The following is a 16,047-nucleotide window of genomic DNA, read 5'->3' as shown; positions in this document are numbered from 1 at the left end:
TTGATAGGCAGGGTGTGGAAGCGCTGTGAGGCGTGCAGCTAACCTGTACTAATGACCCGTGCGGCTTAACCATACAACACCCAAGAAGTGTGAGAGACTTGCGGTCTCGAGAACAAAACAGATTCATCAAAACAGCTTTTTCCGAATTCAAGTTTAATGCCTGGCGGCCATAGCGTTGTGGAACCACCTGATTCCATGCCGAACTCAGCAGTGAAACGCAACCGCGCCGATGATAGTGTGGCAGCTGCCATGTGAAAGTAGGTCACTGCCAGGCACCCAATTTTGCTGATATAGCTCAGTCGGTAGAGCGCACCCTTGGTAAGGGTGAGGTCCCCAGTTCAAATCCGGGTATCAGCACCAAAATTTGTTTGACTGCCATAGCGTTGTGGTACCACCTGATCCCTTGCCGAACTCAGAAGTGAAACGCAACCGCGCCGATGATAGTGTGGTAGCTGCCATGTGAAAGTAGGTCACAGTCAAACACTCTATTCGAAAAGCCCGATACTGATGTATCGGGCTTTTTTCGTTATGGCTGATAATTGGCTTGACCTTTACCCAAGGGGAAAGGTTATGGTTGAAACATGTTTAGTGTCTGCGGAGCCAGCCATGAATATCAGCAAGGTCGCCAGGTTAACCGGCCTGACTGCCAAAACCCTTCGCTATTATGAATCCATTGGTCTTATTCCTGAACCGGAACGGACAGATAACGGTTATCGCAGTTATAACGACAGCCTGCTGCGTCGTATTCGTTTTATCAAAAATGCCCGGGAAGCCGGTTTTAACCTTGATGAGTGCCGGGAACTGTTGATACTGCATGATAATGAATGCAGAACCAGCGCAGAGGTAAAAGCGCTGACCTTGGCTAAAATCGCTGAACTTGAACAGCGGATTGCTCAGATGCAACAACTTCTGCAGGGTTTACGCTGTTTGGCTGATCAATGTCATGGAGATCAGCAACCAGAATGCCCTATCATGGAAGCACTGGATGGATACAAGGAAGTCCGTTCAATAGAAAAGTGATCCCGGTCACCTTTTAGCCTTCGTTTTTGACGCAAAATGCGCCATAAGTAGCATTTTATCTGCATGTTAACAAGGGGTTACATCTTGTGGCAGATCCAGACAACAACTGAAGCAACGATGTGAGCAGCAATGACTGATAAAAAAAGCAGAATTGACGTTAAAGACGTCACTCCCAAAAAACGTTCTCACCGACCAGCTGATGACGGTCATATTTATGTCAGGGCACAAACCGGTAAATGGCAGCGTGTGCGCAAGCAGATGGGCTGGCTGTTGATGCTGGTATTCCTGGTAGGACCCTGGATTCAGTGGAATGGCAGTCAGGCAATATTGCTGGATGTAGAGCAGCAGCGATTCCATATTTTTGGAACTACGCTATGGCCGCAGGATCTCACTCTGTTGGCGTTGCTGTTTATGATAGCTGCCTTCGGTTTGTTCTTTATGACTACTTTTCTTGGCCGGGTCTGGTGCGGTTATCTGTGTCCGCAAACGGTATGGACTTTTATCTTTATCTGGTTTGAAGAAAAGTTTGAAGGCAGCGCCAATAAACGTCGTCAGCTCGACAAGGCACCCTGGAGCTTTAACAAAATCTGGCGCAAGGCTGCCAAACACACTGGCTGGCTGGCAGTATCGCTGCTTACTGGTTTCACCTTTATTGCCTACTTTGTGCCGGCTCAGGAGCTGGCATGGGGGCTGCTCACCTTTTCCGCCAGCTTCTGGGTAGGATTCTGGGTGCTGTTCTTTGCTTTTTGTACCTATGGTAATGCGGGCTTTATGCGCACCATTATGTGTACTCATATGTGCCCGTATGCTCGTTTTCAGTCAGCCATGTTTGATAAAGACACCTTTATTGTCAGCTATGATGCCGAGCGGGGCGAAAGCCGAGGCCCGCGTCCACGCAAGAAGGATCCTAAAGAGCTGGGCCTGGGAGACTGCATTGATTGTGATATGTGTGTGCAGGTATGTCCGTCGGGTATCGATATTCGTGATGGCCTGCAATATGAATGTATCAACTGTGGTGCCTGTATCGATGCTTGTGATCAGACCATGGAGCGGATGGGCTATGAGCCGGGTCTTATCAGCTACACCACAGAGCATAAGCTTAAGCATAAAGAAACTCATGTAGCCAGGCCCAAGCTGATTGGCTACGGCGTTGTTATGCTTATCATGCTTTCTGCCTTTGCGTTTATGGCTACCCGCATCATGCCCATGGGGCTGGAAGTGATTCGTGACCGAAATCAGCTTTACCGTGAAACGTCGGAAGGGCTGATTGAAAACACCTATACGCTCAAACTGCTCAACAAGACACTTGAGCCTGCTACTTATCAGCTTAGCGTGGAAGGCATGGACGAGATTGACTGGATTGGCCCGACTGAAGTCAGTATTGAAGGCGGTGAAGTGATGAGCCTGCCAGTCAGCCTGTCTGTTGACCCTTATCTGCTCGACGCACCGGTGAGAGACATTACCTTTGTGATGAGTCGCAAAAATGCTGATGAAAGTGACAGCAAATCATCTGTGCGCACCGAGAGTAAGTTCTTTAACGAGTTCTGATGATTTATGCATGCTAGAGTAAGCCGCAGCAGGTCTGCGGCTTTTTTTATGGGAGTATTATGGATTATTACCAACTGACCCCGGATGTAATAGATGAAGCGCTGGCGAGCGCAGGCATTTATGTGGATCGTGGCCTGATGGCACTGAACAGTTATGAAAATCGGGTTTATCGTTTTCAGTCGGAAAGCGACGGTATTCTGGTGGCCAAATTCTATCGGCCTGAACGCTGGAGCCGTGAGCAGATTGACCAGGAACTCGACTTTGTTACTGCCGCTGCAGCGCAAGGTGTTCAGGTGGCAGAGCCGCTGCAACGGAATGGAGTGTGCCTGTTTGAGTTTGGTGGTCTTTTGTTTTCGGTATGGAAGTCGGTACCGGCCCGTGCCTTTGAACAGGATAGCCTGGATCAGCTGGAAGCCCTGGGAGAGCAGCTGGCTCGCCTGCATTTGGTGGGAGAAAGCCATTCCTTAAGCCTGCGGCCTGGTATCGCACCAGAGGCAGAGTTATCAAAAGCCTGCAACATACTGGAGCGGCATGCGGTGATTCCTGCTCGCCTTCAGCATCGCTTCTTTGATGCGCTGACGTCTCTTGGCCGCGGAATTATTGAGTATTATCAGCCCAAAGAGCTGACAGGGCTGCACGGTGACTGCCATGCCGGCAATTTGCTATGGAATAACGGCCCTTGGCTGCTGGATTTTGATGACTGCCGGCGTGGCCCGGCAGTGCAGGATTTATGGATGATGCTGAGTGGGGACAGACAAGAGCAATTGTTACAGCTTGACACCCTGCTCGCCGGTTATGAAACAGTACGTTCATTTAAATCTGCAGAACTTGCCCTGATAGAGCCGCTACGGGGGTTGCGTATGGTTAATTATATGGCCTGGCTGGCGTTACGCTGGAGCGACCCGGCATTTCCGGCAGCCTTTCCCTGGTTTAATACTGAAGAGTACTGGCAGCAGCAAATCACAGCTCTTAATGAACAAGCGGAAAGTCTCACGACCCCGCCATTATCCTTGACCTTGTGGGACTGATTACTTAACTTGAAGCTGTCTGACATAAACAGGACTACCTGATGAAAAAGTTGATTTTTGCCTTTATTGCCATGTTTTTTGTGCCCGTGACCCAGGCTGCTTCCGAATTTAAGGAAGGGGTCGAGTACACAGTGGTCAGTGAAATCGCCAGTAGTAAGCGGGAAGTGACAGAGTTTTTCTCTTATATCTGTCCTCACTGCTATAGTTTTCAGCCATTGATGCAGCAACTGGAAGAGCGGGTACCTGAAGCTGAAATAAATAAAGTACCAGTAGGCTTTCTCGGAAAGGAACTGGGACCGGTATTACAGCGTGCCTATGGAGCTGCCAAGCTGCTTAAGGTGGAAGATAAGCTGACTCCTGTGATGTTCGATCGTATTCATCGCCAGAAAAAAGTGCCCGGCTCCATCAATGATGTAAAAGAGGTATTCGTGGCCAATGGCGTAGATGCCAAGGATTTTGACGGTGTTATTAACAGCTTTGCCCTGAATGGCATGATTGCTAAATACGACCGGCAGACGGAACAGTTTAATATTCGAGGTACTCCCACCTTAATTGTGCGTGGCAAATACCAGCTGAATATGAGTGAGATTGGCTCGGAAGACAGGTTTTACCGGGTTGTTGAATATCTGCTCTCCGCTGACTGATACTGCCATCACTCAGTAACGGCGGCCGGTTATTACCGGCCGTTTTTGTACCAGAGGTTACTGACGAAGTCTTGTCAGTAACCGATCCATGGCACGATAGCCCAGCGCTTCCATAAGGTGTTCTCGACCAATATGGCTATCACCGGCCAAATCGGCAATGGTGCGGGCAACCCTGATGAGCTTATGCCATGCGCGAATAGACAGCTTCATGTGTTGCAGTGCCTGTTCCAGAAATTCTGCATCACTGGCCGCTAATGGGCACAGCTTGTCCAGTTCAGCGGCACTCAGGCGTGCATTGGGTTTGCCCGCTCTTTGCTGTTGCCGCTCTCGGGCCGCCAGCACGCGAGCTCGTACCTTGGCTGAGCGTTCTGACTTTTGCCGGGGCCGGCTCAGCTCTCCGGGTGGCAGCAGAGGGATCTCTACCGACAGATCAAAGCGATCAACAAAGGGGCCGGAGATTTTGCCGAGATAGCGCAAAATCTGCTCCGGTGAGCTGCGGCTCAGCCCGTCCTGATAATGGCCGCAGGGGCTGGGATTCATGGCACCAATCAACTGAAAACGAGCAGGAAAAGTGACACTGTGAGCAGCCCGGGAAATACTGATATTGCCGGTTTCCAATGGCTCGCGCAGCGCATCCAGCACCCGGCGTTCAAACTCGGTCAGCTCATCAAGAAACAGCACGCCATGGTGGGCCAGAGAGATCTCTCCCGGTTTTGGGTAACTGCCTCCGCCTACCAGGGCTGCAGCTGAAGAAGAATGATGAGGCTGACGAAACGGCCGCTGCCGCCAGCGTTCAGGATCCAGTGGCTGACCACTGATGGAGCGAACAGCGGCGGCTTCCAGCGCCTCGGTTTCTGTCATGGGGGGCAGTAAATCTGATAACCGGCTGGCAAGCATGCTTTTACCGGTGCCGGGTGGCCCCAAAAATAACAGGTTGTGCTCACCGGCGGCAGCAATTTCCAGCGCCCGTTTGCCTGTTTCCTGGCCGATCACATCACTTAAACAGGTATTGCCGGCATGTTCGGTACAGATAACCGGCTCGGGATGTACCAGCTCTCCCTCCTGCTGCAGCCAGGCGGTAATGTTAAGCAGATGCCCTGCCAGCAAAGCTGGGCATGGAGTAAGCAGGGCGGCTTCGGGACCGTTGGCTGCAGGAATGATCAGTCTTCTGTCACTGTCTCTGGCGGCCAGTACGGCAGGCAAGACACCCTTGATACCACGTAATTCACCGGTCAGTGCCAGTTCACCAAGAAATTCCAGACCATCGAGGGAAGAATCGGGAATTTGCTCCGAGGCCGCGAGAATGGCCATGGCGATAGGCAGATCAAAACGGCCACCATCCTTGGGCAGGTCTGCTGGTGCCAGATTAACGGTAATACGCCGGGCAGGGAACTCAAAGCCAGCATTAATCAGTGCACTGCGTACACGATCTCTGGCTTCCTTTACCGTGGTTTCCGGTAAGCCCACTATGTTGAAAGCCGGCAAACCATTGGCCAAATGAGCTTCAACCGTAACCAGTGGTGCGGATACTCCCAAACTGGCCCGGGCAAACACAACCGCAAGAGACATGGCAAATTCCTTGGTTTTATATTTTGCCTTTGAATTAATGTATGGTTTTTTAAACTGGTTATGACGAAGCTTTAATCAGCATTTTTTGTGATCCTTATTCAATAAAGTCTTGTGTAGTGTAGAACACTATGCTAGTTCTATAGGCCTAACGCGCCGAGAGCCTCGGCAAGCAGCAATTATTTTAGGTTGGTTTTATGAATTCCATCGTGCGTTTTGTCAGCATTATTGTGGTCCTAGTGGTGATTATTAAATCTCCGCTCGGGGCACTGTGGACTGACGAAAGCCGATAACCGGCCAGCAGAAAACACAAACCCTCGAGCAAGCTCGGGGGTTTTTTTTTATAAAAACTTTGGCAGCAACCAGTAATACAGGGACAGAAAATCACATGAATGGCTCACAGTACATTGTCCAGGCACTGAAACAACAAGGGGTAACCCAGATCTTCGGCTATCCCGGCGGGGCCATCATGCCGCTCTATGATGCCCTCTATGACGGCGGCGTGGAGCATCTGCTGTGCCGGCATGAGCAGGCCGCCGCCCTGGGCGCTGTGGGCTATGCCAGAGCCAGTGGTCAGGTAGGTGTGTGCATGGCCACCTCCGGTCCCGGCGCCACCAACCTGATCACTGGTCTGGCCGACGCCATGCTTGACTCCATTCCGGTAGTAGCCATTACCGGTCAGGTGCCCATGGCGGCGATCGGTACTGATGCCTTTCAGGAAGTGGATGTGCTGGGCATGTCACTGTCCTGCACCAAACATTCCTATCTGGTGGAAAACGTGGAAGATCTGGGCGATATCATCGCCGAAGCCTTTGAAGTGGCCCGTTCCGGCCGGCCAGGTCCGGTATTGATTGATGTGCCCAAAAACGTACAAGTTGCCCTGGTTGAGCCGCGTCCCACCATACCCTGCACCACAGCCCCCAACGCTCTTGATGAGGCTGCGCTGACCAAAGCCAGGGCCATGCTGGCCGAAGCACGCCAGCCGGTCCTTTACGTTGGTGGTGGCGTTGGCATGGGAAATGCCGAGGCAGAATTACGTGCTTTTGCCGAGCAAAGCGGTATTCCGGCGGTAACCACCCTAAAGGGAATTGGCACGCTGAATCCCGACCACGAGCAGTTTTTGGGCATGCTGGGCATGCACGGAACAAAAGCAGCCAATCTGGCTGTTCAGCAGAGTGATCTGCTGATTGTAGTCGGTGCCCGTTTTGATGACAGAGTGACCGGTAAGCTGGATGCCTTTGCGGTTAACGCCAAGGTGATTCATCTGGATAAAGACGCCGCCGAGTTCGGCAAGGTGCGTCAGGCTCAGGTGGGTATTAACGCCGAACTGAAAGAAGTACTGCCGCTGCTTACCGGTGAGCGCCTGGCCATCGATCCCTGGCGCGAACACTGCAAGGCACTCAAGGCCGAGCATCAGTGGCGTTACGATCATCCGGGTGAGGCTATCTATGCGCCGCTCATGCTCAAGCAACTGAGTGATGCCCTGGAAGACACCGCCATGGTCAGCTGTGACGTGGGTCAGCACCAGATGTGGGTGGCTCAGCACATGCGCTTTACCAGCCCGCGCAACCACCTCAGCAGTGCCGGCCTGGGCACCATGGGTTTTGGCCTGCCTGCGGCCATCGGTGCCAAGCTGGCCCGCCCCGGGCATGAGTCGGTACTGGTGTCCGGCGACGGCTCCTTCATGATGAACGTGCAGGAGCTGGGCACCCTCAAGCGTGCTCAGCTGCCGGTAAAAATGGTGCTGCTCGACAACCAGCGCCTGGGCATGGTGCGCCAGTGGCAGGAGTTGTTCTTTGACGGCCGCTTCAGTGAAACCATTCTCACCGACAACCCGGATTTTGTGGCCATGGCTGCCGCCTTTGGCATTCCGGGCGAAACCATAACCCGCAAGGAGCAGGTGCAGCCCGCTATCGCGCGCATGCTGCAGGCCGACACTGCCTATCTGTTACATGTGCGGATTTCAGAGGAAGAGAACGTCTGGCCCCTGGTGCCGCCGGGCGTTGCCAACGATCAGATGATGGAGAAAAAAGCATGAACCAGCATAATTTGCAGATAGAAGCCCAGTTTCGTCCGGAAGTGCTTGAGCGAGTACTGCGCATGACCCGCCACCGTGGCTTTCGGGTGGATGACATGGAAATGTCCACCTCTGCCGATTGTCAGAATCTGAACATCAGAGTCACTGTCAGCAGTGAGCGTCCTATTCAACTGCTGAGCAATCAGCTTGAAAAGCTGATGAATGTGACCCGTGTAGAAGCATTCTGCATGGAGCAACCGCTGAAACAAACGGCCTGAGGAAAACAATAATGTCTACCGCCAACTATATCTGGTTCAACGGCAAGATGGTGCCCTGGGATCAAGCCCAGGTACATGTGATGACCCATGCTCTGCACTATGGTTCGTCAGTGTTTGAAGGCATTCGCGCTTACAACACGCCAAAAGGGCCGGCGATTTTCCGGCTGGAAGAACATGTGCAGCGGCTGTTCGACTCCGCCAAAATTTATCGTATGAAAGTCCCTTATACCAAAGCGGAGCTGATAGATGCCTGCCGGGCAGCGGTAGCCGACAATGATCTCGACAGCGCCTATCTGCGCCCGCTGGTGTTTATCGGCAACGTAGGCATGGGGCTGAATGCTCCCAAGGACGTGCCCTGTGATGTGATCATCGCCGCCATTCCCTGGGGTGCCTATCTGGGTGAAGAAGGGCTGGAAAACGGCGTGGACGTGTGCGTGACCTCATGGAACCGGCTGGCCCCCAATACCATGCCCACCGGTGCCAAGGCGGGGGGCAACTATCTGTCGTCCCAGCTGATTTCCGGTGAAGCCAAGCGCCACGGCTACAGCGAAGGTATTTCCCTCGACGTACACGGCCACCTCAGTGAAGGTGCCGGAGAAAACCTCTTCCTTATCAAAAACGGTGTACTCTACACGCCGCCGGTCACCGCCTGCATACTGCCGGGCATCACCCGTGATACCCTGATGACTCTGGCGCGGGAAGCCGGCTATGAAGTGCGGGAAGAAGCCATTGCCCGTGAAGCCCTCTATCTGGCTGACGAAATGTTCATGACCGGCACCGCCGCTGAAGTGACTCCGGTACGCAGCGTGGACGGTATCACTCTGGGAGAAGGCAAACGCGGCCCCATCACCAAGGAGCTGCAGCAGGCGTTTTTTGGCCTGTTTGACGGCACTACCCAGGACAAATGGGGCTGGCTCACCCCGGTAAAAGACTAATTCAAATTAATGGAGATGGGGCGCAGTCACGTCCCGTTGTTCTCAAGTAATATCAGGAGTAAAAGGAATGCCAAGGTATCGTTCAGCCACCACCACCCACGGTCGTAATATGGCCGGCGCCCGCGCCCTGTGGCGCGCCACCGGCATGACCGAGAATGATTTCGGCAAGCCGATTATCGCCGTGGTGAACTCCTTCACCCAGTTTGTACCCGGTCATGTTCACCTGAAAGACATGGGTCAGCTGGTGGCCCGGGAAATTGAAGCCGCCGGCGGTGTGGCCAAGGAGTTCAACACCATAGCGGTGGATGACGGTATCGCCATGGGTCATGGCGGCATGCTGTATTCCCTGCCCAGCCGGGAGCTGATTGCCGATTCGGTGGAATATATGGTGAATGCCCACTGCGCCGATGCCATGGTGTGTATCTCCAACTGTGACAAGATTACTCCCGGCATGCTGATGGCCGCTCTGCGGATCAATATTCCGGTGATCTTTGTCTCTGGTGGCCCCATGGAAGCGGGCAAGACCAAGCTGTCCGATCAGCTGATTAAGCTGGATCTGGTGGACGCCATGATTCAGGGGGCCGATCCCACCGTTTCTGACGAACAGAGCGAACAGGTTGAACGCAGCGCCTGCCCTACCTGTGGTTCCTGCTCCGGCATGTTTACCGCCAATTCCATGAACTGCCTGACCGAAGCGCTGGGTCTGTCTCAGCCCGGTAACGGCTCCCTGCTGGCCACTCACGCCGATCGTGAGCAGCTGTTCAAGACCGCCGGTCACCGCATTGTGGAGCTGACCAAGCGTTATTACGAAGGTGACGACGCCAGCGTGCTGCCGCGCAATATCGCCACCAAGGCCGCGTTTGAAAACGCCATGGTGCTGGATATCGCCATGGGTGGCTCCACCAATACTGTGCTGCATCTGCTGGCCGCTGCTCAGGAAGCGGAAACAGACTTCACCATGGACGATATCGACGCCCTGTCGCGCAAGGTACCTCAGCTGTGCAAGGTAGCCCCGTCCACTCAGAAGTATCACATGGAAGACGTGCACCGTGCCGGCGGTGTGATGGGCATTCTGGCCGAGCTGGCCCGGGCAGATTTGCTCAACACCAATGTGAATACCGTGCTGGGCATGACCCTGGCGGAGCAGCTGGCCGAATACGACATCATGGTGACCGGTAATGAAGCGGTGAAAACCATGTTCCGTGCTGGCCCGGCAGGCATTCGTACCACCAAGGCCTTCAGCCAGGACTGCCGCTGGGACACCCTGGATGATGACCGTACCGAGGGCTGTATTCGTAGTTTTGAGAACGCCTACAGCCAGGAAGGCGGTCTCGCCGTGCTGGCCGGCAACCTGGCCATTGACGGCTGTATCGTCAAAACCGCCGGCGTGGCCGACGACAACCTCACCTTCCGTGGTCCGGCCCGGGTTTATGAAAGCCAGGACACCGCTGTGGCCGGCATTCTCGGCGGCGAAGTGAAGGCCGGTGAGGTGGTGGTGATTCGCTACGAAGGTCCTAAAGGCGGCCCGGGCATGCAGGAAATGCTGTATCCCACCACCTACCTCAAGTCCATGGGACTGGGTACTCAGTGCGCTCTGATCACCGATGGTCGTTTCTCCGGCGGTACTTCCGGTCTGTCCATCGGTCACGTTTCTCCGGAAGCAGCCAACGGCGGCACCATCGGTCTGGTGCAGACCGGCGATATTATCGAGATCGACATTCCGGCCCGCAAAATTGAGCTGGCGGTATCCGGGCAGGAGCTGACGGCCCGCCGCGAAGCCATGGATGCCAAGGGTGAACAGGCCTGGCGTCCGGTAGATCGTGAGCGGGAAGTCTCTTTTGCCCTGCGCGCTTATGCGTCGCTGGCTACCAGCGCCGACAAGGGCGCGGTGCGTGATCGCAGCAAACTGGGAGGCTGATCCATGGCACAGCCGGCATTGAAAGAAGAGAAAGGCACGCCCCGTTCGGCTACCGAGTATCTGCGTCGCATTCTGTTATCGCCGGTGTATGAGGCTGCCCGGGTAACACCATTGACCCCGCTCAAAAAGATTTCCGAGCGGCTGGGGCACCCGGTGTCGCTCAAACGGGAAGACATGCAGCCGGTGCATTCTTTCAAGTTGCGGGGTGCCTACAACAAAATTGCCGGGCTTACCCCCGAGCAGCAGCAGCACGGCGTTATTGCCGCCTCTGCCGGCAACCACGCTCAGGGTGTGGCACTGTCGGCGGCCAAGCTGGGCATTGATGCCACCATCGTCATGCCCACCGTCACCCCCGACATCAAGGTGGAGTCGGTGCGCCGCTTTGGCGGCAAGGTAGTGCTGCACGGCAACAACTTCGACGAAGCCTATGCCCGTTGTCTGGAGCTGATGCAGGAAACCGGTGCCACCCTGATACCGCCCTTTGATGACGAAGACGTGATTGCCGGCCAGGGCACAGTGGGCCGGGAGCTGCTGGAGCAGGATACCCGCCTGACCCATGTGTTTGTGCCCGTGGGCGGCGGCGGCCTGGCCGCCGGCGTGGCGGTATACATCAAGCAGTTGCTGCCCCAGGTTAAGGTGATAGGGGTGGAAGCCGAGGGCTCCGCCTGTCTCAAGGCGGCGCTCAACGCCGGTGACATCGTCACTCTCGACCGGGTCAGCCTGTTTGCCGACGGCGTGGCGGTAAAGCGCATTGGCACTGAGACCTTTCGCCTGTGCCGGGAATTTCTGGATGGTGTCATCACGGTTACGACCGACGAGATCTGTGCTGCCCTTAAGGATATCTTTGAAGATACCCGCGCTATTGCCGAGCCTTCCGGTGCATTGTCTTTGGCAGGTCTGAAGAAATACAGCCAGGCCGGGGATTATTCTCATGCCCGTATGGCGGCGGTACTGAGTGGTGCCAACGTCAACTTCCATTCCCTGCGTTATGTGTCCGAGCGATGTGAGCTGGGAGAAAAGCGGGAAGGAGTGCTGGCAGTGACGATTCCGGAGCGCAAAGGCTCGTTTCTGGCGTTCTGCGAGGTGCTCGGCAACCGCATGGTGACCGAGTTCAACTACCGTTACTCTTCCGACGACAAGGCAGCATTGCTGGTGTCGGTGCGGCTGTCCGACGGCGATCGGGAGCTGGTGCAGATCATGGCGGAGCTTGAGCAGGCCGGTTATCCGGTGGCCAATATGACCGACAATGATCTGGCCAAGTCTCATGTTCGCTATATGGTCGGTGGCCGTACGCCCAAGCCGCTGCAGGAGCGGCTGTACAGCTTTCGTTTCCCTGAGCAGCCCGGTGCCCTGATGCGCTTTTTGCACACCCTTGGCACTCGCTGGAACATCAGCCTGTTCCATTATCGTAACCATGGTGCCGAGTTTGGCCGGGTGCTGTGCGGCTTTGAATTGCCCGACAGCGACATGGCATCTTTTGAGCAGCATCTGGCGGAGCTGGGTTACACCTGGTACGACGTAACTCAAGATCCCGCCTATCGCTTTTTTCTGGCCAGCTGACAGGCTGAGGCTCTGTTTTAATGCCGGGGTTTTCCCGGCATTTTTGTTTGTCTGCCTGCTTTTTTTACATTTTACTAACAATGAGGTTTTCTGTTGAAACCCTCATAACCTTTAATACAAAACTGTTTACAATTATTTATTGACCAGTTTTCGTTCAGCTGTTTTAATCGCGCCGTCTCTGTTTTCTTCCCTTTTGGCACAGGAGTGTCTTTCGTGGCGCTGTTGTCTTCTCTGCTGGCCGCCATCGGCCAGATATATTTTATAAACAACCGCCTTGCCGGTGCGCTGATAGTGGCGGGTGTGCTCTGGGTGTCTCCCTGGATGGCCGCCACCATGATGCTGGCGACCCTGGCTGCCACTTTGCTGGCGCTGGTTTGTAAGTGGGAGCCGGACGCCTGGCGCGACGGCTTGTTTGGCTTTAACGCCGCCCTGGTGGGGCTGGCCTTTGGCCTGTTTGCCGAGCACACGTCGTTCTGGCTGATGATGTCAGCACTGGGTGGCATGGTTTCAGCCTGGCTGTATTACCGGCTGCGCCGGCTGGCCGCCATTCCCTGGTATACGCTGCCGTTTAACCTGGTGGTACTGCCCTGGCTGTATTTTGTGGGGCAGCGGGTGGCCGATGAAGTACCGCAGGGCTACAACTTTTCACTGTCGGCTATTGGCCAGGTGATCTTTCTGCCAGATACGGTGCCGGCGGTATTAATTTGTGTCGCTCTGTTACTGGTTGGCATAGAGATGCTGGGCTGGGCCTTTGTGGGTGCCATGGTGTCCAGTGGTGCAGCACTGCTGTTGCTGGTGAACCCGGACTATATCAACTTTGGCCTTACCGGTTATAACGGTGTACTGGCCGCCATTGCCATGTTCTGGGGTGGCCACAAACAAATCTGGATGCTGCTGGCACCGGCTCTGGCCGGGTTGATGACCGCCGTCATGCTCAAGCTTGGCTTGCCCATGCTGACCATGCCTTTTGTGCTCAGCTGCTGGCTGTGCCTGGCATTGCAGAAAGGCCTGTGTTATTACCGGTGCGCAAATTCCACAAACAGGGAGAAGGTATGAAACTGGGATTTATCGGCATTGGTCTGATGGGCAACCCCATGACTCAGCGGCTGCTGGCTGCCGGCCATGATGTCACTGTATGGAACCGCAGTGCTGACAAGCTGACCGAGGTGGCTGCCGCCGGTGCCAACGTGGCTGCCAGCATTGGTGAGCTGACCGAGCGGGTAGATGTAGTGATGTTGTGTCTGGCCAATACTGCTGTGGTGGAAGCCGTGGTGTTTGGCGAGGGCGGCGTGGCTGAGCATGGCCGGGCCGGCCAGCTGCTGGTGGACTTTTCCAGCTCCGATCCCGAGGCTACCAAAGACTATGCCAGGCGGTTGCAAGACGCCTGCGGCATGAGCTGGGTTGACTCACCGGTGTCCGGCGGCGTGGCCGGTGCCGAGGCAGGCACCCTGGCCATCATGTGTGGCGGCGAAGAAGCTGATATTGAGCACATTCGCCCGGTGCTGGCACCGCTGTCCCAGCGGGTAACCCGTATGGGCGGCGTGGGTGCCGGCCAGGTCACCAAGGTGTGCAACCAGATGATAGTGGGCTGTAACCTGATGGTGCTGGCAGAAATGATGGCGCTGGCCAAGGCCTGCGGCGTTGATGCCGAGCAGATCCCCACTGCCCTGGCCGGTGGTTTTGCCGACTCCAAACCCATGCAGATTACCGGCCCCCTGATGGCGGAAGAGTCCGATCCTGATCCCAAGTGGCATGTGCGCACTTTGCTTAAAGATCTGGATATGGCAGTAGCTCAAAGCCTGCGCGCCGGCAGTGCTACCCCCATGTCCGGGCTGGCCGCCCAGCTGATGCGCCAGCACGGCAGCAAGGGCTTTCTGGAGCGGGATCCGGCGACCCTGATCAAGCTGTATAAAGACGTCTGATCCGCAATGTGAAGCAACAGCAGGGTTGCCTCCACCGACACGCTGCATTGAATGCCACTCATTAAAAAAGCCTGCTGCGAACATATTCAATGTTCGGTCAGGCTTTTTTACTTCGTCACGGTGAGCAAGCTCACCCCATGGGCGTTCGGCAAATGCCGTCCTTGGCATTTGACGGTCGGTTCCGGCAAACCCTGCTGCTGCTTCCTGAAATATCGGTTCCGTTAGCTGGTCACTGATAGACAATTCAGTTCGTGATCAGGAGGGCAAAGGGTGTCTGCTTCGTCGTGCCCTCTGCGCCACGGATGGTGCAGCGGAGCCCCTATGGATGGGTTCACGGCGTGCCGAAGAAGCAGTGCCCTTTGCCCGACGAAAGTGCACGATCAAAAAAGAGGAGCCGAAGCTCCTCTTTTTGCGTTTATGGCTGTGGCTCAGGCCGTGCCCAGGGCCAGACTGTGTTTGTAGTAGTCATTGGCCTGGGTCAGATCCTTGCGCTTTTCTGCCAGCTCAGCCAGCAGTATATAGTCCTGTGCATCGGGCTTTTGTGCCACTGCCTGCTGCAGGTGCGGCTCGGCCTGTTCATCTTTACCGGCCTTGATATAAAGGCGGCCAAGGGCGGAATGCAGCTCAGGCAGGTTTTCCTTTTTGGCTTTCTTTTCCAGCGCGGCAAGCAGCGGGTGATAGTCGCTAAGTTGCAGATGAGTCGCGCACAGCAGCAGGCCGGCATCGGTTTTCTTGTCGAGACCTTCCAGCAGCAGCTGCTGAGCTTCCTTGTGGGCCTTGAGGCTGATAAGCCGGTTACACAGGGGCAGCAGCAGCTCAGGATTGTATTTGTCTTTACGTGGCAGTGCCTGCCACACCTTGATAAGGCCATTGCTGCCTTCATCGTGAGCGGCCTGATCAAAACGGCCCAGCCAGGACTGATGACGCAACGCTTCTTTTTCTTCTGCGTCAATCAGGTTCTTGTTGGCCAGAGTATCCAGAATACCGAGCAGGGACTGCCACTGGCCGGTAGCCACATATACATCTTTTTGCAGTTTGAGCAGCGCCGGCTGCTGACCATAAGTGCTTTCCAGCTCCTGCACACCGGCCAGGGCCTGCTCAAACTCTCCCTGCTGATATTGCAGCCGGGCCTGAGTAATGCCCACCGCCAGGCCGGCAGCGGGGTGCTGCTCGCGGGCCTGTTGCAGATAGTCATCGCGCTTTTGGTCATTACCCTGAGCCTGAGCAGCACTGGCTGCATTCAGGTAGTTAAGCAGCGCCAGCTCGTTGCCCTTGGTACCTTTTAGCAGCATTTTTTCAGCATTGGCGTAATCTTCCGCCACCAGTGCCTGCATGCCGCTCTGGGTATAGTTCAGGGCCTTGCGGCGGCGGCGGCCCATAAACCAGCCCTTGGTGCGGTGGCTGATGCCAAAAATACGGCCCAGCAGCCATTCAATAAACAGCAGCAGCACATAAAACAGCACTGCCGCCACCAAAAATACGGTGACGGTGGTTTCAATGGTGTAATGGCCCAGGCTGAACAGTACATAACCCTGCTTGCCCATAAAGGCAGGACCATAGATCAAGCCGGCCGCCAGAAAGGCAACAATAACAGCAAGACGTATCATAAGT

Annotated in this window: 13 protein-coding genes, 1 tRNA gene and 2 rRNA genes; 14 read left to right on the top strand and 2 right to left on the bottom strand. The window is 55.2% G+C overall.

Features of this window, described 5'->3' with window-relative positions:
• The first annotated feature begins 159 nt into the window (after positions 1-159).
• From rrf (R0I78_RS01840) to R0I78_RS01810, 7 genes are all read left to right on the top strand, one after another.
• A 5S ribosomal RNA gene (gene rrf, locus R0I78_RS01840) occupies positions 160-274 on the top strand.
• 10 nt (positions 275-284) lie between these two features.
• Positions 285-360: transfer RNA gene (locus R0I78_RS01835), tRNA-Thr, on the top strand.
• 7 nt (positions 361-367) lie between these two features.
• Positions 368-482, top strand: a 5S ribosomal RNA gene (gene rrf, locus R0I78_RS01830).
• Positions 483-606: 124 nt separating this feature from the next.
• Positions 607-1,020 carry a Cu(I)-responsive transcriptional regulator gene (gene cueR, locus R0I78_RS01825; protein ID WP_317074096.1) on the top strand — a complete coding sequence of 138 codons (414 nt, stop codon included), beginning with the start codon at positions 607-609 and terminating at the stop codon, positions 1,018-1,020.
• Positions 1,021-1,149: 129 nt separating this feature from the next.
• The gene (ccoG, locus tag R0I78_RS01820) at positions 1,150-2,568 is read left to right on the top strand and encodes a cytochrome c oxidase accessory protein CcoG (RefSeq protein WP_317074095.1); all 1,419 of its coding nucleotides are present in this window, start codon (positions 1,150-1,152) and stop codon (positions 2,566-2,568) included.
• A gap of 59 nt (positions 2,569-2,627) precedes the next feature.
• Entirely contained in the window at positions 2,628-3,596 is a 969-nt protein-coding gene (locus tag R0I78_RS01815) for a serine/threonine protein kinase (protein WP_317074094.1), read from the top strand.
• Between the two features lie 41 nt (positions 3,597-3,637).
• Positions 3,638-4,240: a thiol:disulfide interchange protein DsbA/DsbL gene (locus R0I78_RS01810; RefSeq protein WP_019934630.1), complete on the top strand. Its 603-nt coding sequence runs from the start codon at positions 3,638-3,640 to the stop codon at positions 4,238-4,240.
• Positions 4,241-4,297: 57 nt separating this feature from the next.
• On the opposite strand, the gene R0I78_RS01805 is transcribed toward R0I78_RS01810, so the two are convergent.
• The gene (locus tag R0I78_RS01805) at positions 4,298-5,809 is read right to left on the bottom strand and encodes a YifB family Mg chelatase-like AAA ATPase (RefSeq protein ID WP_317074093.1); all 1,512 of its coding nucleotides are present in this window, start codon (positions 5,807-5,809) and stop codon (positions 4,298-4,300) included.
• Between the two features lie 385 nt (positions 5,810-6,194).
• On the opposite strand from R0I78_RS01805, the gene ilvG reads away from it, so the two are divergent.
• The 7 genes from ilvG (at position 6,195) to R0I78_RS01770 (ending at position 14,436) form a co-directional block, all read left to right on the top strand.
• Positions 6,195-7,844, top strand: a complete 1,650-nt coding sequence (gene ilvG, locus R0I78_RS01800) for an acetolactate synthase 2 catalytic subunit (protein ID WP_317074092.1) — start codon at positions 6,195-6,197, stop codon at positions 7,842-7,844.
• Entirely contained in the window at positions 7,841-8,101 is a 261-nt protein-coding gene (ilvM, locus tag R0I78_RS01795; RefSeq protein ID WP_019934633.1) for an acetolactate synthase 2 small subunit, read from the top strand. The genes ilvG and ilvM overlap by 4 nt, the downstream gene beginning before the upstream one ends.
• Positions 8,102-8,112: 11 nt before the next feature.
• On the top strand, positions 8,113-9,036 hold the full coding sequence (locus R0I78_RS01790; RefSeq protein ID WP_317074091.1) for a branched-chain amino acid transaminase: 924 nt from the start codon (positions 8,113-8,115) through the stop codon (positions 9,034-9,036).
• A gap of 67 nt (positions 9,037-9,103) precedes the next feature.
• Positions 9,104-10,954, top strand: a complete 1,851-nt coding sequence (gene ilvD / locus R0I78_RS01785) for a dihydroxy-acid dehydratase (RefSeq protein ID WP_317074090.1) — start codon at positions 9,104-9,106, stop codon at positions 10,952-10,954.
• A 3-nt stretch (positions 10,955-10,957) separates the two neighbouring features.
• On the top strand, positions 10,958-12,514 hold the full coding sequence (gene ilvA, locus R0I78_RS01780; protein WP_317074089.1) for a threonine ammonia-lyase, biosynthetic: 1,557 nt from the start codon (positions 10,958-10,960) through the stop codon (positions 12,512-12,514).
• A 213-nt stretch (positions 12,515-12,727) separates the two neighbouring features.
• Positions 12,728-13,570, top strand: coding sequence for an urea transporter (locus R0I78_RS01775; protein ID WP_019934637.1), 843 nt, complete (start codon positions 12,728-12,730; stop codon positions 13,568-13,570).
• Positions 13,567-14,436 (top strand): NAD(P)-dependent oxidoreductase, encoded by an 870-nt coding sequence (locus R0I78_RS01770; protein ID WP_317074088.1) that lies wholly within the window; start codon positions 13,567-13,569, stop codon positions 14,434-14,436. Before R0I78_RS01775 ends, R0I78_RS01770 begins: the two co-directional genes overlap by 4 nt.
• A 428-nt stretch (positions 14,437-14,864) precedes the next feature.
• Here the strand turns inward: R0I78_RS01770 and R0I78_RS01765 are convergent, their stop codons facing one another.
• The gene (locus R0I78_RS01765) at positions 14,865-16,043 is read right to left on the bottom strand and encodes a heme biosynthesis HemY N-terminal domain-containing protein (RefSeq protein ID WP_317074087.1); all 1,179 of its coding nucleotides are present in this window, start codon (positions 16,041-16,043) and stop codon (positions 14,865-14,867) included.
• Positions 16,044-16,047: the final 4 nt, after the last annotated feature.

It is taken from the genome of Oceanimonas sp. CAM02 (genome assembly GCF_032842915.1).
Lineage (GTDB): Bacteria > Pseudomonadota > Gammaproteobacteria > Enterobacterales > Aeromonadaceae > Oceanimonas > Oceanimonas smirnovii.
Note: the sequence above shows the minus strand (reverse complement) of the source record. Positions and strands in the feature narration are given on the sequence as shown.